Annotated in this window: 19 protein-coding genes and 1 tRNA gene; 8 read left to right on the forward strand and 12 right to left on the reverse strand. The window is 68.3% G+C overall.

Going from position 1 to position 23769, the window contains the following annotated elements; all coding sequences use genetic code 11:
- Nucleotides 1-9: 9 nt before the first annotated feature.
- The 5 genes from ACEI37_RS21680 (at nt 10) to ACEI37_RS21700 (ending at nt 6941) form a co-directional block, all read left to right on the forward strand.
- Nucleotides 10-3156, forward strand: a complete 3147-nt coding sequence (locus ACEI37_RS21680; protein ID WP_373378101.1) for an Rne/Rng family ribonuclease — start codon at nt 10-12, stop codon at nt 3154-3156.
- A 237-nt stretch (nt 3157-3393) separates the two neighbouring features.
- Complete coding sequence (moaA, locus tag ACEI37_RS21685) at nt 3394-4518, forward strand: GTP 3',8-cyclase MoaA (RefSeq protein ID WP_373378102.1); 1125 nt, start codon at nt 3394-3396, stop codon at nt 4516-4518.
- Nucleotides 4519-4538: 20 nt separating this feature from the next.
- Nucleotides 4539-5138 (forward strand): molybdenum cofactor guanylyltransferase MobA, encoded by a 600-nt coding sequence (gene mobA / locus ACEI37_RS21690; protein WP_373378103.1) that lies wholly within the window; start codon nt 4539-4541, stop codon nt 5136-5138.
- A 29-nt stretch (nt 5139-5167) separates the two neighbouring features.
- Nucleotides 5168-6466: a gephyrin-like molybdotransferase Glp gene (gene glp / locus ACEI37_RS21695; RefSeq protein ID WP_373378104.1), complete on the forward strand. Its 1299-nt coding sequence runs from the start codon at nt 5168-5170 to the stop codon at nt 6464-6466.
- A 193-nt stretch (nt 6467-6659) separates the two neighbouring features.
- Nucleotides 6660-6941, forward strand: a complete 282-nt coding sequence (locus tag ACEI37_RS21700) for a hypothetical protein (protein WP_018005172.1) — start codon at nt 6660-6662, stop codon at nt 6939-6941.
- Between the two features lie 75 nt (nt 6942-7016).
- Here ACEI37_RS21700 and rmuC read toward each other — a convergent pair whose 3' ends face one another.
- The 5 genes from rmuC to pncB form a co-directional block, all read right to left on the reverse strand.
- A complete protein-coding gene (gene rmuC / locus ACEI37_RS21705; RefSeq protein ID WP_373378105.1) occupies nt 7017-8516 on the reverse strand; it encodes a DNA recombination protein RmuC in 1500 nt (499 codons plus the stop codon).
- 9 nt (nt 8517-8525) lie between these two features.
- Nucleotides 8526-9521 (reverse strand): 2-hydroxyacid dehydrogenase, encoded by a 996-nt coding sequence (locus ACEI37_RS21710; RefSeq protein ID WP_373378106.1) that lies wholly within the window; start codon nt 9519-9521, stop codon nt 8526-8528.
- 4 nt (nt 9522-9525) lie between these two features.
- Nucleotides 9526-10944: a sodium:proton antiporter gene (locus ACEI37_RS21715; protein ID WP_373378107.1), complete on the reverse strand. Its 1419-nt coding sequence runs from the start codon at nt 10942-10944 to the stop codon at nt 9526-9528.
- 157 nt (nt 10945-11101) lie between these two features.
- Nucleotides 11102-11788, reverse strand: a complete 687-nt coding sequence (locus ACEI37_RS21720; RefSeq protein WP_373378108.1) for a lactate utilization protein C — start codon at nt 11786-11788, stop codon at nt 11102-11104.
- A 106-nt stretch (nt 11789-11894) separates the two neighbouring features.
- On the reverse strand, nt 11895-13073 hold the full coding sequence (gene pncB / locus ACEI37_RS21725) for a nicotinate phosphoribosyltransferase (protein WP_373378109.1): 1179 nt from the start codon (nt 13071-13073) through the stop codon (nt 11895-11897).
- Between the two features lie 365 nt (nt 13074-13438).
- Here pncB and fdxA point away from each other — a divergent pair, with 365 nt between their 5' ends.
- The 3 genes from fdxA (at nt 13439) to ACEI37_RS21740 (ending at nt 15272) form a co-directional block, all read left to right on the forward strand.
- Entirely contained in the window at nt 13439-13762 is a 324-nt protein-coding gene (gene fdxA, locus ACEI37_RS21730) for a ferredoxin FdxA (protein ID WP_112773948.1), read from the forward strand.
- A gap of 86 nt (nt 13763-13848) precedes the next feature.
- Complete coding sequence (locus ACEI37_RS21735) at nt 13849-14958, forward strand: NAD(P)/FAD-dependent oxidoreductase (protein WP_026164075.1); 1110 nt, start codon at nt 13849-13851, stop codon at nt 14956-14958.
- Between the two features lie 238 nt (nt 14959-15196).
- A tRNA-Asn gene (locus tag ACEI37_RS21740) sits at nt 15197-15272 on the forward strand.
- A gap of 85 nt (nt 15273-15357) precedes the next feature.
- Here the strand turns inward: ACEI37_RS21740 and ACEI37_RS21745 are convergent.
- The 7 genes from ACEI37_RS21745 to ACEI37_RS21775 form a co-directional block, all read right to left on the reverse strand.
- Nucleotides 15358-16125: an IclR family transcriptional regulator gene (locus tag ACEI37_RS21745; protein WP_373378110.1), complete on the reverse strand. Its 768-nt coding sequence runs from the start codon at nt 16123-16125 to the stop codon at nt 15358-15360.
- A 59-nt stretch (nt 16126-16184) separates the two neighbouring features.
- Nucleotides 16185-17345, reverse strand: coding sequence for a CaiB/BaiF CoA transferase family protein (locus tag ACEI37_RS21750; RefSeq protein ID WP_373378111.1), 1161 nt, complete (start codon nt 17343-17345; stop codon nt 16185-16187).
- A 12-nt stretch (nt 17346-17357) separates the two neighbouring features.
- The gene (locus tag ACEI37_RS21755; protein ID WP_012353341.1) at nt 17358-18524 is read right to left on the reverse strand and encodes an acyl-CoA dehydrogenase family protein; all 1167 of its coding nucleotides are present in this window, start codon (nt 18522-18524) and stop codon (nt 17358-17360) included.
- 40 nt (nt 18525-18564) lie between these two features.
- A complete protein-coding gene (locus ACEI37_RS21760) occupies nt 18565-19542 on the reverse strand; it encodes a Bug family tripartite tricarboxylate transporter substrate binding protein (RefSeq protein ID WP_373378112.1) in 978 nt (325 codons plus the stop codon).
- A 46-nt stretch (nt 19543-19588) separates the two neighbouring features.
- The gene (locus ACEI37_RS21765; RefSeq protein WP_373378113.1) at nt 19589-19978 is read right to left on the reverse strand and encodes a cupin domain-containing protein; all 390 of its coding nucleotides are present in this window, start codon (nt 19976-19978) and stop codon (nt 19589-19591) included.
- Between the two features lie 172 nt (nt 19979-20150).
- Nucleotides 20151-20846, reverse strand: a complete 696-nt coding sequence (kdpE, locus tag ACEI37_RS21770; RefSeq protein WP_373378114.1) for a two-component system response regulator KdpE — start codon at nt 20844-20846, stop codon at nt 20151-20153.
- Between the two features lie 31 nt (nt 20847-20877).
- Nucleotides 20878-23742 (reverse strand): DUF4118 domain-containing protein, encoded by a 2865-nt coding sequence (locus ACEI37_RS21775; protein WP_373378115.1) that lies wholly within the window; start codon nt 23740-23742, stop codon nt 20878-20880.
- Nucleotides 23743-23769 lie beyond the last annotated feature (27 nt).

Here is a 23769-nt window from a genome sequence, read left to right on the forward strand (position 1 = left end):
GGTATTGCGATGAAACGCATGCTGTTCAACGCGACGCAACAGGAAGAATTGCGCGTCGCCATCGTCGACGGTCAGAAGCTGATCGATATCGACATCGAGACTGCCGGGCGCGAACAGCGCAAGGGCAACATCTACAAGGGTGTCATCACCCGCATCGAACCTTCGCTGGAAGCCTGCTTCGTCAATTACGGCGAAGAGCGCCACGGCTTCCTGCCGTTCAAGGAAGTCGCGCGCGCCTTCTTCAAGGAAGGCATCGACGTGCGCAACGCGCGCATCCAGGACGCGCTGCATGAAGGCCAGGAACTGATCGTCCAGGTCGAGAAGGAAGAGCGCGGCAACAAGGGCGCGGCCCTGACCACCTTCATCTCGCTGGCCGGTCGCTACCTGGTGCTGATGCCGAACAACCCGCGCGGCGGCGGCGTGTCGCGCCGCATCGAGGGCGAAGACCGCCAGGAACTGCGCGAGACCATGGCGCAGCTGACCGTGCCGGAAGGCATGAGCATCATCGCCCGCACCGCTGGCATCGGCCGCTCGGCCGAGGAACTGCAGTGGGACCTGAACTACCTGCTGCAACTGTGGAAGGCCATCGACGGCGCCGCCGGCGACAACAAGGCGCCGCTGCTGATCTACCTGGAATCCAGCCTGGTGATCCGCGCCATCCGCGACTACTTCCAGCCGGATATCGGCGAGATCCTCATCGACACCGACGAGATCTACGAACAGGCCCGCGCCTTCATGAGCGTGGTGATGCCTGACAACATGAACCGCGTGAAGAAGTACCGGGATGATGTGCCCCTGTTCTCGCGCTTCCAGATCGAACACCAGATCGAATCGGCCTACTCGCGCATGGTGATGCTGCCGTCGGGCGGCGCCATCGTGATCGACCACACCGAGGCGCTGGTCTCGGTGGACGTGAACTCGGCCCGCGCCACCAAGGGCGCCGACATCGAAGAAACCGCGCTGCGCACCAACCTCGAGGCCGCCGACGAGATCGCCCGCCAGCTGCGCCTGCGCGACCTGGGCGGCCTGATCGTGATCGACTTCATCGACATGGAGTCGGGCAAGGCGCAGAAGGACGTGGAGACGCGCCTGAAGGACGCGCTGCGCCACGACCGCGCGCGCGTGCAGATGGGCAAGATCAGCCGCTTCGGCCTGATGGAACTGTCGCGCCAGCGCCTGCGCCCGTCGCTGTCCGAGGGCTCGCACATCACCTGCCCGCGCTGCAACGGCACCGGCCATATCCGCGATACCGAATCGTCCGCCCTGCAGGTGCTGCGCATCATCCAGGAAGAGGCGATGAAGGAAAACACCGCCGCCATCCACTGCCAGGTGCCGGTGGAGGTCGCCGCCTTCCTGCTGAACGAGAAGCGCCAGGAAATCAACCTGATCGAGCTGCGCTTCAAGGTCAACGTGCTGCTGATCCCGAACAAGCACCTGGAAACGCCGCACTACAAGCTGGAGCGCCTGCGCCACGACGATCCGCGCCTGGAGGACAGCACCGCCAGCTACAAGATGGCCGAGGCCGCCGCCAAGGAACTGGAAGCCGACACCAGCTACAGCAGCCGCCGCAAGGAAGAAGCCAAGCCGCGCCAGGAAGCCGCGGTCAAGGGCATCACGCCCGAGCAGCCCGCGCCGGTCTCGGTGCCGCGCCCCGAGCGCGCGCCGCGCCCGGAAGCCGCTCCGGTGGCACCGCCCGTGCCGGCCACCAAGCCGGTGGAGGCCGGCGGCTTTATCGCCTGGCTGAAGGGCCTGTTCGGTGCCCGTCCGGCCACGCCGCCGGTGGTGGAGCCGGCCAAGCCGGCCGCCGCCGCGGAAACCCGCAGCGCCGATGGCCGTCGTGAGCGCGGTCAGCGTGGCGAAGGCCGCGGCCAGCGTGGCGAGCGCGCCGAACGTGGCGAACGCACCGAGCGCGCTGAGCGTGGCGAGCGCCAGGGCCGGGGCCAGCGCGGTGAACGTGGCGAGCGCGGCGAACGCACCGAACGCGCCGAGCGTGGCGAACGCCAGGCCGCCGAGCGCGGTGAGCAGCGCGGTGAGCAGCGCGAAGGCCGGGGCGAACGCCAGGGCCGCCAGCCGCGCCAGCAAGGTGAAGGCCAGGCGACGCCGGCCGTGGCGCGCCAGGCCGAGGCCGTGCCCGCCGAGCGTGCCCAGGGCGAACGCGCCGAGGCACGCCAGGAAGGCCGCCGCGACCGCAACCAGGAACGCCGCGAGCGCCAGCGCGAACGGCAGCGCGAGCGCACCGAACTGCGCGAAGCCGAAGCCGGTGAAGCGCCGCAGCCGGAAGCCATCGCTGCCGCCCAGGCCCTGGGCGTGCTGCCGCAGGCCCTGACCGAAGACACCCAGGCCCGCGCCGAACTGCCGGAAGGCGCCGAAGGTGTCGCCGAAAGCGCGGAGACCGCCGAGGGCGAGGAACGCCGCCGCCGCAACCGCCGTGGCCGCAACCGCTATCGCCGCGAACGCGACGAGTCGGTGCAAGGCGTGGCAGGTGAAGGCGAAGGCACCGCCGCCGAAGATTTTGCCCCGGCCAGCGCCGAAGCCGGCGCGCCGGCCGAGCCCGCGCCGCAGGTGCCCGTAGCCGCGCAACCCGCACCCCAAGCCGTCGAAGCCGTCCGCATCGCGGTGCCGGCAGAGGTGACGCCGGCACCGGCGGCGGAAGCCACCCCGGCGGTCCAGCCGGTGGTCGCGCAAGCTGCCGAACCTGCCGAAGCCGTCACGCCGGTGGCCGTGGCGGTGACCGAGGCCATTGCCGCGGAGGCCGTCTCCGAGCCTGCGCTCAGCGCGGCGGTCGAAACCGCTACGCCGGTCGTGCCGGCCGCTGCCCCCGCCGCGGCACCCGCACCGGAGCCCGTGGCGGCACCGGTCGCGGCAACCGCTCCGGCGGCCGAGCCGGTCGCTTCGGTCCCGGCCCCGGCCCCGGCTACGGTCCCTGCAGCAGCGCCGGCGTCGCTGGAAAACCTGGAGCCGATGCTGGCCACCGCCGGCCTGCAATGGGTCCATACCGACAGCGACAAGCTGCGCTCGGCCCAGGAAGCCGCCGCCCGCATCGTGCCCGCCCCGCGCGTGCCGCGCGAGCGCAAGCCGCTGCCGCCGCTGCCCCAGGGCCCGATGATCCTGGTGGAAACCGGCAGCCGCGAAGTGCAGATGGCATCGCAGCAGTAAGGCACGCCGCTGCGCTGCAGCCACAGCAAGAAGGGGACGGCCTGGCCGTCCCCTTTTTTTCATGGGCGACGGGCGCGTGGCAATCCCTGTGAATCCCCGTCATCACCGCGGGATGCGGATGCCCCGCCCCGGCCTCGGCTAGAATGGCAGCAGAATGCATCCGGCCCCCGAGCACCCGCGCCACATCGCTTCTTGCGTTACCGTGCCGCTCCCCGGAAGCCGTGCCACCCACAGGCCATGACCGAATCCGTCATCCCGATTTTCGACCTGCGCGACCATCGCTACCGTTCGATGACGCCCAGCATTCCCGGCAACCTGGTTGCGCCGACCGGCCTGGTGGCCGACCGCCGCGGCCGGCCGCTGCACGACCTGCGTATTTCGGTGACGGACCGCTGCAATTTCCGCTGCGTCTACTGCATGCCGAAGGAAGTGTTCGACAAGGACTACACCTTCCTGCCGCATTCCGAACTGCTGAGCTTCGAGGAGATCGAGCGCACCGCGCGCCTGTTCATTGCCCACGGCGTCGAGAAGATCCGCCTGACCGGCGGCGAGCCGCTGCTGCGCAAGAACATCGAGCACCTGGTGGAGATGCTGGCGAAGATCGAAACCGTGTCGGGCAAGCCGCTGGACCTGACCCTGACCACCAACGCCTCGCTGCTGGCGCGCAAGGCGCGCGCGCTGCGCGACGCGGGCCTGACGCGGGTCAGCGTCAGCCTGGACGCGATCGACGATGCCACCTTCCGCCGCATGAATGACGTCGACTTCGCCGTCGCCGACGTGCTGCGCGGCATCGAGACCGCGCAGGCCGTGGGGCTGGCGCCGATCAAGGTCAACATGGTGGTCAAGCGCGGCACCAACGACCAGGAAATCGTGCCGATGGCGCGCCACTTCCGCCACAGCGGCATCATCCTCCGCTTCATCGAGTTCATGGACGTCGGCGCGAGCAACCACTGGCAGATGGATGAAGTGCTGCCGTCGGCCGAAGTGGTGAAGCGCATCGACGCCGAATTCCCGCTCGAGCCGGTGCAGGCCAACTATGCCGGCGAAACCGCCGAACGCTGGCGCTACCGCGACGGCGCCGGCGAGGTCGGCGTGATCTCCAGCGTCACCCATGCCTTCTGCGGCGACTGCAGCCGCATCCGCTTGTCCACCGAAGGCCGGCTCTACCTGTGCCTGTTCGCCACCGAGGGCTTCGACCTGCGCGCGCTGCTGCGCGGCGGCTACAGCGACCTGGAAATCTCCAACGCGATCGCTCAGGTATGGCAGGGCCGCACCGACAACTATTCCGAGCAGCGCAGCGACCCGGCAGTGCGCGCCAGGCGCGCCGAGCGCAAGATCGAGATGTCCTATATCGGCGGCTGACCCCGCCCCACAACTACTCCATGATTGCACGCGACGACATCACCGGCCTGATCCTCGCAGGCGGCAGGGGCAGCCGCATGGGCGGCACCGACAAGGGCCTGCAGCCGCTGCAGGGCACGCCGATGGCCATGCACACGATGATGCGGCTGACGCCCCAGGTGGGCGGACTGATGATCAACGCCAACCGCAACCTGGCCGCCTATGAGTCCTTCGGCGTGCCGGTCTACACCGACAGCGTGCCAGATTTCGCCGGCCCGCTGGCCGGGATGCTGGCCGGCCTGGAACAATGCGCGACCCCGTGGATGGTGACGGCACCCTGCGATTCGCCGTTCCTGCCGACCGACCTGGTGGCACGGCTGGCACAGGCGATCGAGGCCGAGGGCGCCGAGCTGGCGATTCCGGTGACGCTGGACCAGGACGGCCGGCGCCAGACCCAGCCGGTGTTCTGCCTGATGCCGGTCAGTGCGCTCGACAGCCTGGTGGCTTATCTTTCCGGGGGCGGCCGCAAGATCGAGACCTGGGCCGCCTCGCACCGGCTGGCCGAAGTGCTGTTCGACGACGCCGCGGCCTTTGCCAATATCAACACCCTGGACGAACTGCGCGCGCACGAAACGCGCTGAATCCTGCCACCGCCGACCGCCGAGCCGCCATGCCATCGCTGCAATCCGTCATTTCCTGCCTGTCCGACTACGATCCCACCGCGCTGCCGGTAGACCACGCCAACCGCATCATCGGCGAGGTGGTCGAGCCGGTGCGCGGCATCGAGCAGTTGCCGATCCGCAGTGCGCTGGACCGGGTGCTGGCCGAGGACATCGTCTCGACCATCGACGTGCCGGCGCATGACAACTCGGCGATGGATGGCTATGCCTTCCACGGTGCGGCCCTGGCCGCGGCGCAGACCGACACGGTCGAGCTCGAGGTGATCGGCAGCGCGCTGGCCGGCGGCGCCGGCGCGCTGGCCCCGACCGCGGTGCAGGCGGTGCGCATCATGACCGGCGCGGTGATGCCGGCCGGCTGCGATACGGTGGTGCCACAGGAGTTTGTCGAAACCGTCGCCGACGGCGCGCGCATCCGCTTTGCCGCGGACTGCGTCCGCATCGGCGACAACCGGCGCCTGCGCGGCGAGGACCTGGCCCGTGGCCAGGCCGCGCTGCAGGCCGGACGCATCCTGCAGCCGGCCAACCTCGGCCTGCTGGCGTCGCTGGGCGTGGCCGAGGTGCGCGTGCGCAGGCGCCTGCGCGTGGCGTTCTTCTCCACCGGCGACGAACTGCGCTCGATCGGCGAGCCGCTCGACCCGGGCTGTGTCTACGACTCCAACCGCTACACGCTGCATGGCATGCTGCGCCGGATGAACGTGGACCTGCTCGACATGGGCGTGGTGCGCGACGATCCCGAGTCGCTCGAAGCCGCTTTCCGCACTGCCTGCGAGAGCGCCGACGCGGTCATCACCTCCGGCGGGGTCTCGGTCGGCGAGGCCGACTACACCAAGCAGATCATGGCGCGCCTGGGCGATGTCACGTTCTGGAAGATCGCCATGCGCCCGGGCCGGCCGATGGCCTTCGGGCGCATCCAGGCCGACGGCGCGGGCGCGCACTCGGCCCTGCTGTTCGGCCTGCCCGGCAATCCGGTGGCGGTGATGGTGACCTTCTACCATTTCGTGCGTGCGGCGCTGCACCGGCTGATGGGCGCGACGGTGCCGCCGCTGCCGCTGCTGCGCGTGCGCAGCGCGCAGGCGATCCGCAAGAAGCCGGGGCGCACCGAGTACCAGCGCGGCATCCTGGCGCGCGCTGGCGACGGCGAGTGGGAAGTGCGCATCACCGGCCAGCAGGGCTCGGGCGTGCTGCGCTCGATGAGCGAGGCCAACTGCTTTATCGTGCTCGGCCACGCGCAGGATTCGGTCAAGGCGGGCGACGCGGTCGAGGTGATGTTGTTCGACGGGCTGGTTTGACCGGCACGGCGGGAGCTGCGCGCAACCATTCGCTACACGATCGTAGCAATGTGTCGTTTTTGTGCTGCACATTTGCCGCCGCGGCACCGTTGCCGCCGCGCTTTCGGCTGCCCCGCGGCCGCCGGGCTATGCTTGGCATCGGCCAATCGCTACACTTGGCGCACGATTCAGAAACATTCGAGTATCCCCCGTCATGAATCAGGAGATTGCGTACCTCCACCCCGTCAAGACCGCCCGCGCGCTGGTGCTGGTCTACCTTTGCTTCTCCCTGCCGATCGTGTCGCTCGGCCTGTTCGTCACCTTCGTCCGCTATGGTGACCTGCCGGCGATCACGGTCTTCAGCGCGATCATTCTCAATGCGCTGATCGGCTTTGGCCTGCTGTGGCTGGCCTGCAAGGCCTACAACTGGGTGGCTGCCCGCTTCGGCGGCATCGAGGTCCACGTGCGCGAGCTGTCTCCCGAAGAAGACCGCTGAACGGCACACTGCCAGTCGCGGCCGGGCGCTACGCCGGCCGCCTTTCCAGCTCTCCCCGCCTGCCCTGCCGCGCGCTCAGGCCTGGCTGTTTTCCGCGTTATTGGTATTTTCCGGCGTGCCATCCGCCGCAGCTTCCAGGCCGAGGCCAAGCAGCTGCTGCGCGGCTTCACCCGGCAGCGCTTCCACCGTGCGCAGCTTGCGCGCCATCTGACGCGTGCGCACTTCCGCCTGCTCGATATTGCGCGCGGCACGCTCTAGGGTATCGCGGGTCTTGGCCAGCACGTCGCCGAACTTGCCGAATTCGGTCTTGACCGCGCCCAGCACTTCCCACACTTCGCTCGAGCGCTTTTCCAACGCCAGCGTGCGGAAGCCCATCTGCAGGCTGTTCAGCAGCGCGGTCAGCGTGGTGGGACCGGCCACGGTCACGCGATAGTCGCGCTGCAGCTGGTCGGTCAGGCCGGGACGGCGCAGCACCTCGGCATAAAGCCCTTCGGTCGGCAGGAACAGGATGGCAAAGTCCGTGGTCTGCGGCGGCGCCAGGTATTTTTCGGCGATAGTCTGGGCCTCGCGCCGCAGTGCCGTTTCCAGTTCGCGGCCGAACGCCAGTACGCCGTCGGGATCGCCGCGTTCCTGCGCGTCGACCAGCCGCTCGTACTGTTCCTTGGGAAACTTGGCGTCGACTGGCAGCCAGACCGGCGCAGGATCCGCGCCCGCCGCCTTGCCGGGCAGGCGGATGGCAAACTCCACGCGCGCGCCCGAGTTGCGCACAGTCTCGACATTCTTGCCGTACTGCTCCGGCGTCAGCATCTGCTCGAGCAGCATCTCCAGCTGCACCTCACCCCAGGTGCCGCGCGACTTCACGTTGGTCAGCACCTTCTTCAGGTCGCCCACGCCCTGCGCCAGCACCTGCATTTCGCCCAGGCCGCGATGCACCTGCTCGAGGCGGTCCGACACCAGCCGGAACGATTCCCCCAGGCGCTGCTCCAGCGTCGCGTGCAGCTTCTCGTCGACGGTACGGCGCATTTCCTCAAGCTTGGCGGCGTTGTTGGCCTCGATGTCCTGCAGCTTCTGCTCCAGCGTGGCGCGGACCTCGGCCAGGCGCCGCTCGTTGCCCTCGGACAGTTGCGCCAGCTGTTGCTGCAGGCCGTCGCCGAAGCGGCGCAGCGTGTCGGCCTGCTCGTCGCGCGCCTGCTGCGACTGCAGCATCAGGTGCTGGCGCACCTGCTCCAGTTGCTGGGTGTTGGTCTCGGTCAGCTTGGCCAGCTGCTGCGCGAAGGTGTCGATCTGGTTGTTCTGCAGCGTGGCGATGCCGGTCAGCTGCGACGACAGCGCCTGCTGGAAGCGCAGCATCTGCTGCGCCGACTCGCCGCGGCTGCCGCGCGCGGCCTCGGCCACCTCGGTGCGCACCTCGCGCTCCAGCCGTTCCATGCCGCGTGCCTGCTCCAGCCGCATCTCGTCGAGCTGCCGCGCCATGCCGGCGCCGGATGACCCGGCCTGCTGGCGCAGCAACACGATGACCAGCAGCACGACCGCGAGCAGCGCCGCGGCCAGCGTCAGGAACGGAATCAGGGTCATGCGAAAACCTCAGCGGCGATGCGCCATCACTTCAGGGTTGATCACGGTGGGCGGATGGCCGGCCTGCGGGCCCTGGTCGAGCGCCGCGATCAGGTTGTCGGCCGCGAGCATGGCCATGGCGCGGCGGGTTTTCTCGGACGCGCTGGCGATATGCGGCGTCAGCACGACGTTGGACACCGTCAGCAGGTCCGGATGGACGGCCGGCTCGCCTTCGAACACATCCAGTCCGGCGCCGAAGATGCGCTTGTCGCGCAGCGCCTGCGCCAGCGCGGCATCGTCGACGATGCCGCCGCGCGCCAGGTTCACCAGCGTCGCGGTGGGCTTCATCAGCGCCAGCTCGGCGGCGCCGATGGCGTGGTGGCTCTGCGGACCGTACGGCAGCACCAGCAGCAGGTGATCGGACTGGCGCAGCAGGTCTTCCTTGCTGACATAGTGGGCGTTGAGCGCGCGCTCGGTCTCGGCCGGCAGCTGGCTGCGGTTGTGGTACAGCACATTCATGCCAAACCCGCCCGCACGCCGCGCCAGCGCCTGGCCGATGCGGCCCATGCCCAGGATGCCCAGCGTGCTGCCGTACAGGTCCATGCCGACCAGCATGTCGTAGCTCCAGCGCTGCCACTTGCCCGCGCGCAGGTAGTGCTCGGCCTCGGTGACGCGGCGCGCGGTTGCCATCAGCAGGGCCCAGCCGAAATCGGCGGTGGTCTCCGTCAGCACATCGGGCGTATTGGTGGCGACGATGCCCGCGGCAGTCAGCGCCGGCAGGTCCAGGTTGTTGTAGCCGACCGCCATGTTGCACACCGCGCGCAACGCCGGCAGCCCGGCAATGACGCCGGCGTCGATGCGGTCGGCGGCATTGGCCAGCACGCCGGCCTTGCCAGCCAGCCGCGCCTTCAGCGCCGCGGCGTCGAGCACCGCGTCCTGCTGGTTGTCGTCGACATCGAAATACTGCGCCAGGTGCGCGATGACTTCGGGATAGATGGCGCGGGTGACCAGGACGGACGGCTTCATGGCATCAGATATGGAAGAAGAGGAAAGTCATGATGACGAACAGCGGCAGCAGGAAAATGCCCGAATACAACATGTAGCCGAAGAAGCTCGGCATGCGCACGCCGCGGTTCTCGGCGATGGCCTTGACCATCAGGTTGGGCGCATTGCCAATATAGGTGTTGGCGCCCATGAACACCGCGCCGGCCGAGATCGCGGCCAGCGTCGAGGCATCGCGCGTCATCAGCGTGGCGGGGTCGCCACCGGCGGTATTGAAGAACACCAGGTAGGTCGGCGCGTTGTCGAGGAAGGAGGACAGCACGCCGGTCGCCCAGAAATACATGCTGTCGACCGGCTGGCCGTTGGCGTCGCTGACCGCGCGGATCACCCCCGAGAAGGCGCCGTCGGTACCCGCCTTCAGCATGGCGATGACCGGGATGATGGTCAGGAAGATGCCGGCGAACAGCTTGCCCACCTCGAGGATGGGTTCCCAGTTGAACTCATTGCCCACGCGCGCCGCCCGCGGTGTGACCAGCATCGACACCACCGCCACCACCACCAGCAGGGCGTCGCGCACCGCGGCCTGCAGTGGCACCTCGGTGCCCAGGATGTCGAACGAGATCCCCGGCTTCCACAGCCCGCTCATCAGCACCAGGCTGACCACCGCCAGCAGCAGCACGAAGTTGAACTTGCCTTCGATGGCGATGCCGCCCGAATCCGGGGTGGGATCGACCGACAGTTGCTCTTCCTTGTTGCGGTAGTAGTGCCGGTCAACCAGGTAGAACACCAGCAGCAACACCGCGCAGATAAAGAGCGTTTCCGGGAAGATGTTGCGCAGGGTCCAGAAGAAATCGACGCCCTTCAGGAAGCCCAGGAACAGCGGCGGGTCGCCCAGCGGCGTCAGCGAGCCGCCGGCGTTGGCCACCAGGAAGATAAAGAACACCACCACGTGCGCCACGTGGCGGCGGTTGTCATTGGCGCGCAGCAGCGGCCGGATCAGCAGCATGGCCGCGCCGGTGGTGCCCATGAAGCTGGCCAGGAACGTGCCCAGCGCCAGGATGCCGGTATTGAGCCCCGGCGTGCCGTGCAGGTTGCCGCGCACGCAGATGCCGCCGGCAACGATATAGAGCGTGGTGATCAGCGCGATGAACGGAATGTACTCGGCCAGCAGCGCGTGCACGGTGCTGACGGCGGCGGCATGCGCGCCGAACACGAACGCGAAGGGCAGCAGGAACAGCAGTCCCCAGCCGGCGGCAATCTTGCCGTAGTGGTGGTGCCAGAACTTCGGCCCCAGCAGCGGCCACAGCGCGATCGACAGCAGGATGCCGGCAAAGGGCAGGCCCCACAGCGGCGACAGCGACGCCCCGTCGAGATCGGCGGCATGGCCGGCGGCGGGAAAGGCGGCCAGCATGGCCAGCAGTGGCAACAGCACGGGGGCACGTCGCATCAGGCAGGATCTCCTCGAACAATGCAGCGGTCATGGCGCGCGCGGCGCGATGCCAAAGCGCGCGGGCAAGCCTGCAAGTGTAATGCAAGGCCCTGCCGCGATCCCCCTTGCGGCGTGCATTTTCGGATTGCGGCGCGCCGGTTCCGCGCCACGCGGATCAGGCCGCGTCGACCAGGATCACATGCACGCGGTACGGGCCGTGCGCGCCCAGCACGATGGTCTGCTCGATATCGCCGGTGCGCGACGGACCGCTGATGATGTTGGTGGCGCGCGGCAGCTCGCCGCGCTCGCTGCGCACCAGCGCAAACGCATCTTCCAGGCCGGCGACGATGCGCGAGCGCGGCACCACCGCGACATGGGTCTCGGGCAGCAGCGCGGCCGAGGCGAAGGTGGCCGGCCCGGACAGCAGCATCAGGGAGCCGGTCTCGGCAATCGCGCAGAAGCAGCCGGTGATGCCGACCAGGTCGCCATGCTCGCGGTCGGCGACGGCATCGCGCACCGGCGGGCGGCACTCCACCGTCAGCCCTGCGTCCTGCCACGGCAACGGCCCGAATTCATCCCACGCGACCGCGCGGCGCACCAGGCCCAGGCTGTCGAGATATCGCCCCGTGGAGGCGGGCACGTCGGCCAGGGTCGCGACGCGGTCCACGGTTGAGGCCATGCGCTGCGCCTGCGCCAGGAAGGCTTCTGCCAGGTCGGGCGCGGCGGCCGGACGCGGCCCCTGCGGGTGACGGGCCAGGTAATCGGCAACGGCGCCGCGCTCCCCCGCGCTCGGCCGGGCCGTCCTGCCCTGGGCGGCTCGGATGCGGGCAAAGATGCGGTCGCGGGCGTCGTTGGTTTCCATGGGGCCTGGCTGGGATGGCAATGCGCAAAGGCGCGATGCGGCGATTATAGGGTCGATCCAGCGGCACGCTGCAGGTCGATACAGCGGCGCGCCGAGTGGAAGCTTGCTACGCGGCGGGCTGCACCGAATACACCTGGCGCAGGTAGGCCAGGTACCCGGGATCGTCGCACATGGTCTTTTCCGGCGTGTCCGACAGCTTGGCCACCGGCTGCCCGTTACAGCGCACCATCTTCAGCACGATCTGCAGCGGCGTGTAGCCCAGGTCGTTGGTCAGGTTGGTGCCGACGCCGAATGCCAGCCGGCAACGGCCGTGGAAGCGCTGGTACAGCTCGATCACGCGCGGGATGTCGAGGCTGTCGCTGAAGATCAGCGTCTTGGTGCGCGGGTCGACGCGGTTGGCGGCATAGTGGGCCACCATGCGCTCGCCCCACAGCACCGGATCGCCGGAATCGTGGCGCACGCCGTCAAAGAGCTTGCAGAAATACAGGTCGAAGTCGCGCAGGAAGGCGTCGAAGCCATAGGTATCCGACAGCGCGATGCCCAGGTCGCCGCGGTATTCGCGCGCCCAGCGCTCCAGCGCAAACACCTGCGAATCCCGCAGGCGGGGTCCCAGCGCCTGGCAGGCCTGCAGGTATTCATGCGCCATCGTGCCCAGCGGCACCATATTGTGCAGGCGCGCGAAGTGGACATTGCTGGTGCCCGCCAGCTGCGGGCCCAGCAGGCGCCGCATGGTCAGCAGCACCTCTTCCTGCCAGTCGCGCGAGAAGCGCCGGCGCGTGCCGTAGTCGGCGATCACGCAGTCGCCCAGTTCGGGTGTCTTCAGCAGGGCCAGCTTGGTTTCCAGCCGGCGGCGGCCTTCGGCCAGGTCGGCCTGGGGCTGGGTGCGGCGGAAATAGACTTCATTGACGATGGCCAGCACCGGCACCTCGAACAGGATGGTGTGCAGCCACGGACCGATAATGGAAATCTCGATCTCGCCGTTGCCCTGCGGCGACGGGCGCACCGAGACATATTTCTCGTTCAGGTGGAACAGCCCGAGAAAATCGACGAAATCGCTCTTGATGAAGCGCAGGCCGCGCAGGTAGGCCAGCTCTTCCTCGGTGAAGCGAAGCTGGCACAGGTGCGCCACCTCGGCGCGGATCTCGTCGATATATGGGGTCAGATCGATGCCCGCGTTGCGGCACTTGAAGCGGTATTCCACTTGCGCCTGCGGGAACTGATGCAGCACCACCTGCATCATCGTGAATTTGTACAGGTCGGTGTCGAGCAGAGACTGGATGATCATAGCGGGCCAGACGGCGATGCCGGGTCAGAACGCCATGCTACCTGAAGTCTGTGCGCTGCCGGCTGGCCGGGTGCTGCCGCGCGCATGCCGGGGACCAGACAAAGGCGCCAGCCGGCCACCATGCGTTAAATCAAAAGTACATAAAGAAATAAGAAAACTATCTGATCCGGCTATATAGACCGGCTATCCTTGCCAGAAGGCTCGGCTACAATATCGGTTTCCAAAAGGCCTCGGCCGGCGCTCGCCCAGCCCATGCTGCCCTGCGGCACGCGGGCACTTCCATGTGATGGATGCGGCGCGTCTCGCCGGCAAGAAGCGGCCCCACAGTTTCCCATTAAAAGCCGACCCGTTTTCCTGGAACCGAAATGACTCACGTTGTCACCGAATCCTGCATCCGTTGCCGCTACACAGACTGCGTTGACGTGTGTCCGGTCGATTGTTTCCGCGAAGGCCCGAACTTCCTCGCCATCGACCCGGATGAGTGCATCGACTGCGCCGTGTGCGTGGCCGAATGCCCGGTGAACGCCATTTACGCCGAGGAAGACGTGCCGGGCGACCAGCAGCAGTTCATCGAGCTGAACGCCGAGCTGGCCCGCAACTGGCCCTCCATCACCAAGACCAAGGCCCCGCTGGCCGAGGCCGAGGAATGGAAGGACGCCACCGACAAGCTGCAGTACCTGGAGCGCTGAGCGCACCGGGCAGCAAAGAAAGCCGTCCCCACGCGCTTTCCGCAATGCCGGGCACCCGCGTGCCCAACCAACGTATCAGGACGAATATGGACTTGAGCATTCCAAATCCCGTTGCCGACACGACCAGGCAGGTCGAGGGCGGCAGCCCCGCAGGCGGCCAGCCGCTGGAAATCGACGCGCTGATCGTCGGTGCCGGTCCGGTAGGTCTGTTCCAGGTGTTCGAACTGGGCCTGCTCGAAATCAAGGCCCACGTCATCGATTCCCTGAAGGTCGTTGGCGGCCAGTGCGTCGAGCTGTATCCGGACAAGCCCATCTACGACATCCCCGCCGTGCCCAGCTGCACCGGCCAGGAACTGACCGACAACCTGCTCAAGCAGATCGAGCCGTTCGAGCCCACCTTCCACCTGGGCCAGGAAGTCTCCGTGGTCGAGCGCCGTGAAGACGGCCGCTTCTTCGTCGAGACCTCGCTCGGCACGCGCTTCATCACCAAGACCATCTTCATTGCCGCCGGCGTGGGCTCGTTCCAGCCGCGCACGCTGAAGGTCGATGGCATCGACAAGTTCGACGGCAAGCAGCTGTTCTACCGCGTCAAGGATCCGAGCCGCTTCCACGGCCGCAACCTGGTGATCGTCGGCGGCGGCGACTCGGCGCTGGACTGGACCCTGGACCTGGTCGGCAAGGCTGAGTCGGTGGTGATGATCCACCGCCGCGACGGCTTCCGCGCCGCGCCGGCGTCGGTCGCCAAGATGAAGGAACTGTGCGAGCAGATGGAAATGCAGTTCCTGGTTGGCCAGATCAGCGGCTATGAAGAGAAGGACGGCGTGCTCACCGAGATCAAGGTGTCCGGCGCCGACGGCGTGACCCGCCGCCTGCCGCTCGACGACCTGCTGGTGTTCTTCGGGCTGTCGCCCAAGCTGGGTCCGATCGCCGAATGGGGCCTGGACCTGGAGCGCAAGCAGATCAAGGTGGACACGGAGAAATTCCAGACCAATATCCCAGGCATCTTCGCGGTCGGCGATATCAACACCTACCCCGGCAAGAAAAAGCTGATCCTGTCGGGCTTCCACGAGGCCGCGCTGGCCGCGTTCGGTGCTGCACCGTATATCTTCCCCGAAAAGAAGATCCACATGCAGTACACCACCACCTCGCCGAAGCTGCACAAGGTGCTGGGCGTGGAATCGCCGGTGTTCGACTGACCTGCTGCCGGTCCCCGCAGAAAAAAACCGCCGCGAGGCGGTTTTTTTCTGGCACAAGGCTGGAACCATCGCTATAATGCGGCCTCGCTGTTCGGCGCCCACGGTCGCGAAGCCGGCATCCAGCCCTCTGGATCGCACGCCAGGCAGCAAGCCAGCCTTCCCCGCACTCCGAGAACTGAATATCGAAAGGGTGTTGACGAAGAAATGAGAAACTGGCTATAATTTCTTTCTCAGCTGTTCCCCGATAGCTCAGTCGGTAGAGCGACGGACTGTTAATCCGCAGGTCCCTGGTTCGAGCCCAGGTCGGGGAGCCAACCGATACGGAAGCCCGGTGCAAACGCACCGGGCTTTTTCGTTTGCGGGTGCACCTGCGTTGGCGGCAGCGGCCCTGTCGTGCGCTTATCCCTGCAGCGAACCGCCTGCTGCCTTCAGCGCCACGACGATAGCCTCCGCATTGGCTTCGACCCGATGCAACGGCCCCGCCACCGACATCCCGTAGGCAACGCCGCCGAGCGACACCGGGATCGCGATGGCCCCCAGGTCCGGGAACGACTCGCCGAAGTTCGGATACCACCCTTGCGCCTGCCACTGCTGCATCGCTGCCTCGAAGACGCGCAGCGAGTCCACCGTGCGCCCGGTGCGCGACGCAAAGGAAACGCCGGCCAGCAGTTCCGCGCGGTTCTCCGCGGTCAAGGTGCCCAGGATGGCACGGCCGATTGAATTGACATGCGCATCGCGCAGCTCGCCCGGCGCGGCGATATAGCGCACCGGGTTGGTGGATTCGCGCACTTCCAGATACAGCACACGCCCGTCTTCCTGCAGCTTGCCGAACACCACGGTCTCGCCGGTGGCATCGCGCAGTGACTCCAGCACCGGCTGCACGCGCTCCAGCAGCGGGTCGTTGCGGGCGATGCGTTGCGCGATGTCGAGCAGCCGGCGCGTCGGGTAGTAGCCCTGGCGGCGCCCGGTCTCGTAGAGATAGCCCAGCGAGGCGAGCGTGCGGATCAGCCCCAGGCAGCTCGACATCGGCGCGCCCAGCAGCTTGGCCAGCTCGGTCAGCGTCAGCGAGCGCCCTTCGCGCGCATAGATTTCCATGATCTCGATCACGCGCAGCGCCGTCTTGACGCTGCCGTAACCGGACTTCTCCGCCGCTTCGTTTGCTGCCATCGTTGGCTTCCTCGACTTCAGTATCCCTTGGCCGGGATTGTACGCGGCGGCAGCGCGGGTCAGTCCTCCTGACGCGCGGCCGGCGGCAAGGCCTGCGGCCAGCTGCGGATATTGCCGGGCGTGCGCGAGAAGCGCGTGGGAATGCCCACGCCGCGCAGGCGCCCTTCGCTCGGATGGTCGTACTCGAACATCATGCCGGTGGCGCGCAGGTGCGGGTCGTCGGCAAGGCCGTCGAAGTGCGGCACCTCGCTGTGCGGTATGTCCGCATCGCGCAGCAACGCCAGCCATTCGGCGGTGGTGCGCTGCGCGACGATCTCGGCCAGCGTGGCATAGAGCGCGTCGATATTGGCGCTGCGCGCGGCCGGCGTCGCGTAGCGCGGATCGCTGGCCAGCGGTGCATGACCGGAGACATCGAAGAAGCGCTGCCATTGCGCGCTGGTGTACGGCAGCAGCGCGATATGCCCGTCGCGGGTGCGGTACGGCTTGCGGTGCAGCGACATCACGCGCGGATAGCCGGCCGGCCCGAGCGGCGGCACAAAGGTCTGCCCGGCCAGTTGTTCGGTGGCGAGGAACGATACCAGCGTCTCGAACATCGGCACCTCGATGGCCTGGCCGCGGCCGGAGCGCTCGCGCTCGTACAACGCCATCGGAATCGCATAGGCCACGGTCAGCCCGGCCACCTTGTCGGCGAGGATGGTGTTGACGTACTGCGGCCCTTCGTTCGAGTTGGCGCCCTGGAACTGCGCCATGCCGCTGCGCGCCTGGATGATGTCGTCGAACGCCGGCGCGCCGGCGTACGGCCCTGACTCCGAATAGCCATAGGCGCCGCAGTAGATCAGCCGCGGATGGTCGGCGCACAGCGAGGCATAGTCGAGTCCCAGCTTGCGCAGCGACTGCGGCCGCACGTTGGAGACAAAGACATCGGCGCCCGCGATCAGCGCCTTCAGCGCCGCCAGGTCGTCGGGCTGCTTCACGTCCAGCACCACGAACTGCTTGTTGCGGTTCAGGTTGAGGAAGCTCGCACCCATGGCGGCGTGCCGCGCCGGCTCGGCGTGGCGGAATACGTCACCGGCGGGCGGCTCGACCTTGATCACTTCGGCACCCATGTCGCCCAGGATCTGGGTGGCATACGGCCCCATCGCCACGGACGTCATGTCGATCACGCGGATCCCGGCCAGCGGCCCGGTCGGCGCACTGGCCTGCACTGGCTTGTCTTGCATCGCCGCTCCCACTCAGTACGACTTCGGCAAGCCCAGCACGCGCTCGGCGATAAAGCACAGGATCAGCTGCGGGCTGACCGGCGCGATGCGCGGGATATACGACTCGCGCAGCAGCCGCTCGACCCGGTACTCGCGCGAATAGCCCATGCCGCCCAGCGTCAGGATCGCGGTCTGGCAGGCATTGTGGCCGGCCTCGGCGGCGAGATACTTGGCGGCATTGGCCTCGGCCCCGCAGGACTGGCCCGCGTCGTAGCGCGCCGCGGCCTTGAGCATCATCAGGTTGGCCGACTCCAGCTGCATCCACGCCTGCGCCAGCGGATGCTGCACGCCCTGGTTCATGCCGATGGGGCGGCCGAACACCACGCGTTCCTTGGCGTACTGCGTGGCGATGGCCAGCGCCGCGCGGCCCAGCCCGATGGCCTCGGCCGCGATCAGGATGCGCTCCGGGTTGAGCCCGTGCAGGATGTACTCGAAGCCCTTGCCCTCTTCGCCGATGCGGTCCTCGTCGGGGATGAACAGGTCGTCGATGAACAGCATGTTGGTGTCGACGGCGGCGCGGCCCATCTTGTCGATCTCGCGGATCTCGATCTTGCTGCGGTCGACTTTGGTATAGAACAGCGACAGCCCCTCGGTCGATTTCTTCACCGATTCCAGCGGCGTGGTGCGCGCCAGCAGCAGCATGCGGTCGGCCACCTGCGCGGTCGAGATCCAGATCTTGCGCCCGCTGACCGAATAGCCGCCCGGCACCTTGCGTGCAAAGGTCTTGAGCTTGGTGGTGTCGAGCCCGGCGTCGGGCTCGGTCACGCCGAAGCACGCCTTCTCCTGGCCGGCGATCAGCGGCGGCAGGAAGCGGCCCTTCTGCGCGTCGGTGCCGAACACCACCACCGGGTTCAGGCCGAACACGTTCATGTGCACCGCCGACGCGCCGGTCATGCCCGCGCCGGATTGCGAGATGGTCTGCATCACCAGCGCCGCTTCCAGGATGCCCAGTCCAGCGCCGCCAAACGCCTCCGGCATGGCCACGCCGAGCCAGCCACCTTCGCACAGCGTCTTGTAGAACTCGTGCGGATAGGTGCCGGACTTGTCGAGGCGGTCCCAGTATTCCATGTCGAACTGCGCGCAAACCTGCTGCACGGCCTCGACGATGGAGGCCTGTTCTTCGGAGAGATCGAAATTCATTGCGTTACCTGCTTGCTGTCGTTGTCTGTTCGATGGTGTCTTATTCCGGCTGGATGCCCGCGTCCTTCACCAGCCGCGCCCACTTCTGCAGCTCGGCTACGACAAACTGGTTGAGTTCGGCCGGCGTGCTGCCGAACGGCTCGAAGCCCAGCGCGTGGAACTGCGCCGCATGCTGCTTGCTGGTGGCAATCGCCACCAGCTCGCGGTTCAGCCGCGCCACCACCGGTGCCGGCACCCCGGCCGGCGCGAACACGCCATTCCACGAGGTCACGTCGAAGCCCTTCAGCTCCGGCACGCTTGCCAGCGGCGGCAGATCCGGCAGCAGCGCGCTGCGCTGCGCGGTGGTCACCGCCAGCGCGCGCAGCTTGCCGGCGCGCACGTTGGCGATGCCGGCGGCGAAGTCGACGAACATCGCCTGCACCTGTCCGCCCATCACGTCGGTCATCGCCGGTGGCGTGCTCTTGTACGGCACGTGCAGCATCTTCAGCCCCGCCATCTTCGACAGCGTCGCGCCCGAGACGATGCCGGTGCTGTTGCCGCTGGCATAGGTGAGTCCCGGATGCGCCTTGGCGTAGTCGATGAACTCGCGCAGCGTTTTGACCGGCAGCGCCGGGTTGACCACCAGCATGAACGGCAGGTTGCCCATGCGCGAGATCGGCGTGAAATCCTTGACCGGGTCATAGCGCAGCTGCTTCATCAGCGACGGGTTGGCCGAATGCGTGGTGTTGGTGGTCATGAACAGCGTATAGCCATCGGCGGGCGCCTTGGCCACGAACTCGGCGGCGATGGTGCCATTGGCGCCGGGCTTGTTGTCGACCACCACCGGCTGCTGCAGCGACTCGCCCAGGTACTTCGCGGTCAGGCGCGCCACCGCATCGGTGCCGCTGCCGGCGGCAAACGGCACCACCAGTCGCAGCGGCTTGGCGGGGAATTCATCGGCGGCCAGCGCCGGGGTCGCGGCAAGCGCCGCGCCGCAACCCAGCACCAGGCCGGCAAAAGCGTTCTTGAAGGACTTCACGGTGGTTGTCTCCTGTAATTTTGTGCCCTGCCCGCGACGCCGCCGGTCAGGCGGGCCGTATCACGCGTTCAGGGGATTCCTCGTAGGGCGGGGAATAGATCACCAAAATCTTCGCCGGCTCGTCGCTGACCACCGTGAAGACGTGCATCTGGTCCGGCGGGAAAAAGCAGCAATCGCCCGGACCCAGCTCGCGGCGCTGGCCGCCGACCTCGGCAATGGCGCGGCCTTCCAGCACGTAGCAAACCTGTTCGATGCCGGGATGCGCATGCGGCAGCGCGCCCTTGCCCTTCTCAATGGTGCCGTGGATCACTTCCAGATGGCGCGAGCCGACCGTCTCGGGCGCGATCAGTCGGCGGTTGAGCGTGCCGACATGGTTGGCAGGGTGGTAGCCCTCGACCTCGGCGGTCGAGATGAAATAAACGGGTTGGTCCGACATCCGGGTCTCCTGCCTGAATTCATGTTCATGAATAATAGTTTATACACATGAATTTACCCGTCAAACGTTTTCGACGCGTTTGCGGGTTTACCGGGAGTGGAGGGCATGGACGAGCGCCGCCCTCACGCGGAGCGTGATCCGTTGGAAACGGACGATGTAACGCCTGGTGGGCCTAGCCGGCGAAGCGATAACCGACGCCGACCTCGGTCAGCAGCCACGCCGGCTGGGCCGGGTCGGCTTCCAGCTTGTGGCGCAGGTGGCCCATGTAGACGCGCAGGTAGTGGCTGCTGTCGGCGTGGGACGGCCCCCACACTTCGCGCAGCAGCTCGCGGTGGGTCATGACCTTGCCGCGGTGCGCCAGCAGCACCGCCAGCAGGCGGTATTCGATCGGGGTCAGGTGCACCGCCTCGCCCCCGCGGGTGACCTGCCGGTTGGCGAGGTCGACGGCGACATCGCCGAACGCCACCTGCGCCCGCCCCTGGGCGCCGGCGCGCGCATGCCGGCGCAACAGCACACGCAGCCGCGCCACCAGTTCGCCCACGCCGAAGGGCTTGGTCAGGTAGTCGTCGGCGCCGGCGTCGAGCGCGCGGATCTTCTCGGTCTCGTCGGTGCGCGCCGACAGCACCAGCACCGGCACTTCGGTCCAGGTGCGCAGCTCGCCGATCATCGAGACGCCATCGCCATCGGGCAGGCCCAGGTCCAGGATCACCAGGTCGGGCTGGCGCGTGCCGGCCTCGATCAGGCCGCGCTGCAGCGTCTCGGCCTCGTGCACCGTGCAGCCCTCGTCCTGCAGCGCCGCGCGCACGAAGCGGCGGATATGGGGCTCGTCTTCCACCAGCAGCACCGTGGGCGAAAACTCGAATGGCATGACCGGTTGCTTCCTTGCAAGGTTGGCGGGTTCAGGCCGGCACGCCGGCCGCTTCGGGCTCCAGCACGGGCGGGGTGCCGCGCGGCAGCGTGACCACGAAGCGCGCGCCCTTCCCATCGACCCTAGCGGCCTGCGCCGGATGCACCGGCTCGACCCGGATGCTGCCGCCGTGCGCCTGCACGATCGCCTCGCACACGGCCAGCCCCAGGCCGACGCCGCTGGTGGCGGATTCGCGCTCGCCGCGCGTGAATTTCTCGAACACCTGACGCGCCATCGCGGGCGGCACGCCGGGGCCGTCGTCCTCGACGATCAGACTCACCGAGGCTTCGGTGAGCTCGCCGCGCAGCCGGATCTCGGTGCCCGGCGCGGTGTACTTGGCGGCGTTCTCGAGCAGGTTGCACAGCACGCGCTCGATCAGCACGCCATCGCATTCCACCAGCGGCAGCGCCGACAGGTCGGCCACCACCACGCGGTGCCGCGCCAACGCGTCGCGCAGTGACGCCAGCGCCGCGCCGGCCAGTTCTTCGAACGACTGCCAGGTCTTGCGCAGCGCCACGTTGGGGCCCTGCAGCCGCGCCATGTCGAGCAGGTTGGCGACCATCGCATGCATGCGCCGCGCCTGGTCGCGCATGGCGCCGACCGCGTCGGCCACGTCCGGCGCCAGCGGCGGCGTGCCGCGCTGCAACGTCTCGGCCATGCCGATCAGGCTGGTCAGCGGCGTGCGCAGGTCGTGCGACACCGCCGCCAGCAGCGAGCTGCGCAGGCGTTCGGACTCCATCGTCAGCAGGGCCTGCTGCGCAACCTCGACGTAATGCAGCCGCTCCAGCGCGATCGCGATCAGCGTGGCAAAGACATCGGCCTGGCGTCGCAGCGCGGGCTGCGCAAAGGCACGCCAGGCGCGCGGCTCGACCGCGAGCACGCCGCGCACCTGCATCGGCGCTTTCAGCGGCAGGTACAGCACCGTGCCCGCCGGCAGCGTGTCGGTGCCGGTGCCGGCCGGCTGCCCGTGGTCGAACACCCATTGCGCCAGCACATGGTCGATGGCGTCGCTCTGCGCGGCGACGCCGGCTTGCGCCGCGCTCTCGGCATCGGTGGCGGCCGCTTGCAGCCGCCCTTGCGGGCCCGCCAGGAAAAACGCCGCACGCGCGTCGAACGCCGCACGCAGGAAGCGGCCGCCGATGGCGACGATCTGCGTATCGGTCAGCGCCGCCGACAGTTCGCGCGCCAGCTCGTACAGCGTGCGCGCATCGGTCTCGCGCTGGACCGACACGCGCGCCTGCTCGCGCAGCCCGGCGGTGAGCTGCCCGATCACCAGCCCCACCGCCAGCATCACGAGGAAGGTCACCAGGTATTGCACGTCGCTGACCGCGAACGACAGCTGCGGCGGCACGAAGAAGAAGTCGAACGCCCCCACCGCCACCAGCGCGGCGAAGGCGCCGGCGGTGCGCCCATGGCGCAGCGCCACCCCGGCCACCGCCAGCAGGAACAGCATGGCGATATTGACCAGGTCGAACCATGGCCGCGCCAGCGCCGACAGCGCGGTGACGGCGGCGCACCAGGCCACCGCCCACAGCAGGCCGGGCCATTGCGCCGGACGTGCCCCGTCACCTTGCGCTTCGATGCCATGCGCGCCGCGGGCGGCGTCGGACGCATCATGCCGGACCCCGTCAGCCGCGACGCGGATCACGTCGACTTCCGGACACGCGGCCGCCAGCGCATCGGCAAAGCTGCTGCGCCCGAACAGCCAGGCGCGCGCGCCCAGCCACGGGGCCAGCGCACGTGCCAGGCAGCCGTGCAGGCGGCTCGGCAGCGAAGCACCGCGGTCGGCCCAGCGCGCCGGCGTGCGGCCGATCAATACCTTGGTCAGGTTGTGCCGCCGCACATAGCCGGCCACCGCCGCCACCATGTCGCTGCCGGCCAGGGTCTCGGTGCGCGCGCCCAGCGACTCGGCCAGCCGCATGGCTTCGTCGAGCTGCGCGCGCAGCGGCTCAGGCACTGGCGCCAGCCGCGGCACCGACACTGTCACCACATGGCAGTCGCAATCGAGCTGCGCGGCCAGCCGGCGCGCGCTGCGCACCACCTGCGCGGCATCGCTGCCGTGGCCGATGCAGGCCAGCACGGCTTCGCGCGTGCGCCACACCGGCTCGATCGACGCCTGCTGGCGGTAGGCGCGCACATCGTCGTCGACGCGGTCGGCGGTGCGGCGCAGCGCCAGCTCGCGCAGCGCGATCAGGTTGCCCTTGCGGAAGAAGTGCTGCACCGCGTGGCGGGCCTGTTCGGGCACGTACACCCGGCCTTCGCGCAGCCGGCGCAGCAGCTCGTCGGCGGGCAGGTCGACCAGCACCACTTCGTCGGCCTCGTCGAAGACCGCGTCGGGAACGGTCTCGCGCACGCGGATGCCGGTGATGCCGGCCACTGCCTGGTTCAGGCTGTCGAGGTGCTGGACGTTGACGGTGGTCCAGACGTCGATGCCGGCCGAGCGCAGCTCGGCGATGTCCTGCCAGCGCTTGGGATGACGGCTGCCGGGCGCGTTGCTGTGGGCCAGTTCGTCCACCAGCACCAGCGCCGGCCGGCGCGCCAGCGCCGCATCGAGATCGAATTCCTGCAGCGCACGGCCGCGGTGCTCGAGCACGCGCCGCGGCAGCTGCTCGAGGCCTTCGGCCAGCGCCTCGGTCTCGGCGCGGCCATGGCTTTCGACCACGCCCACGACGACATCGCCCCCCTGTTCGCGCAATGCGCGCGCCGCCGCCAGCATGGCAAAGGTCTTGCCGACGCCGGCCGAGGCGCCGAAGTAGATGCGCAGGCGTCCGCGCGCGGCGCGTTCGCCGTCGGCCTGCAGGCGTTGCAACAGGTGGTCGGGATCGGGACGGAGGTCGTCGGCTGGGCGCACGGGCATGGTGGGCGCGCTCACGTTGCGGCAGCG

Origin of the sequence: Cupriavidus nantongensis (assembly GCF_041726985.1) — a bacterium.
Lineage (GTDB): Bacteria > Pseudomonadota > Gammaproteobacteria > Burkholderiales > Burkholderiaceae > Cupriavidus > Cupriavidus nantongensis_A.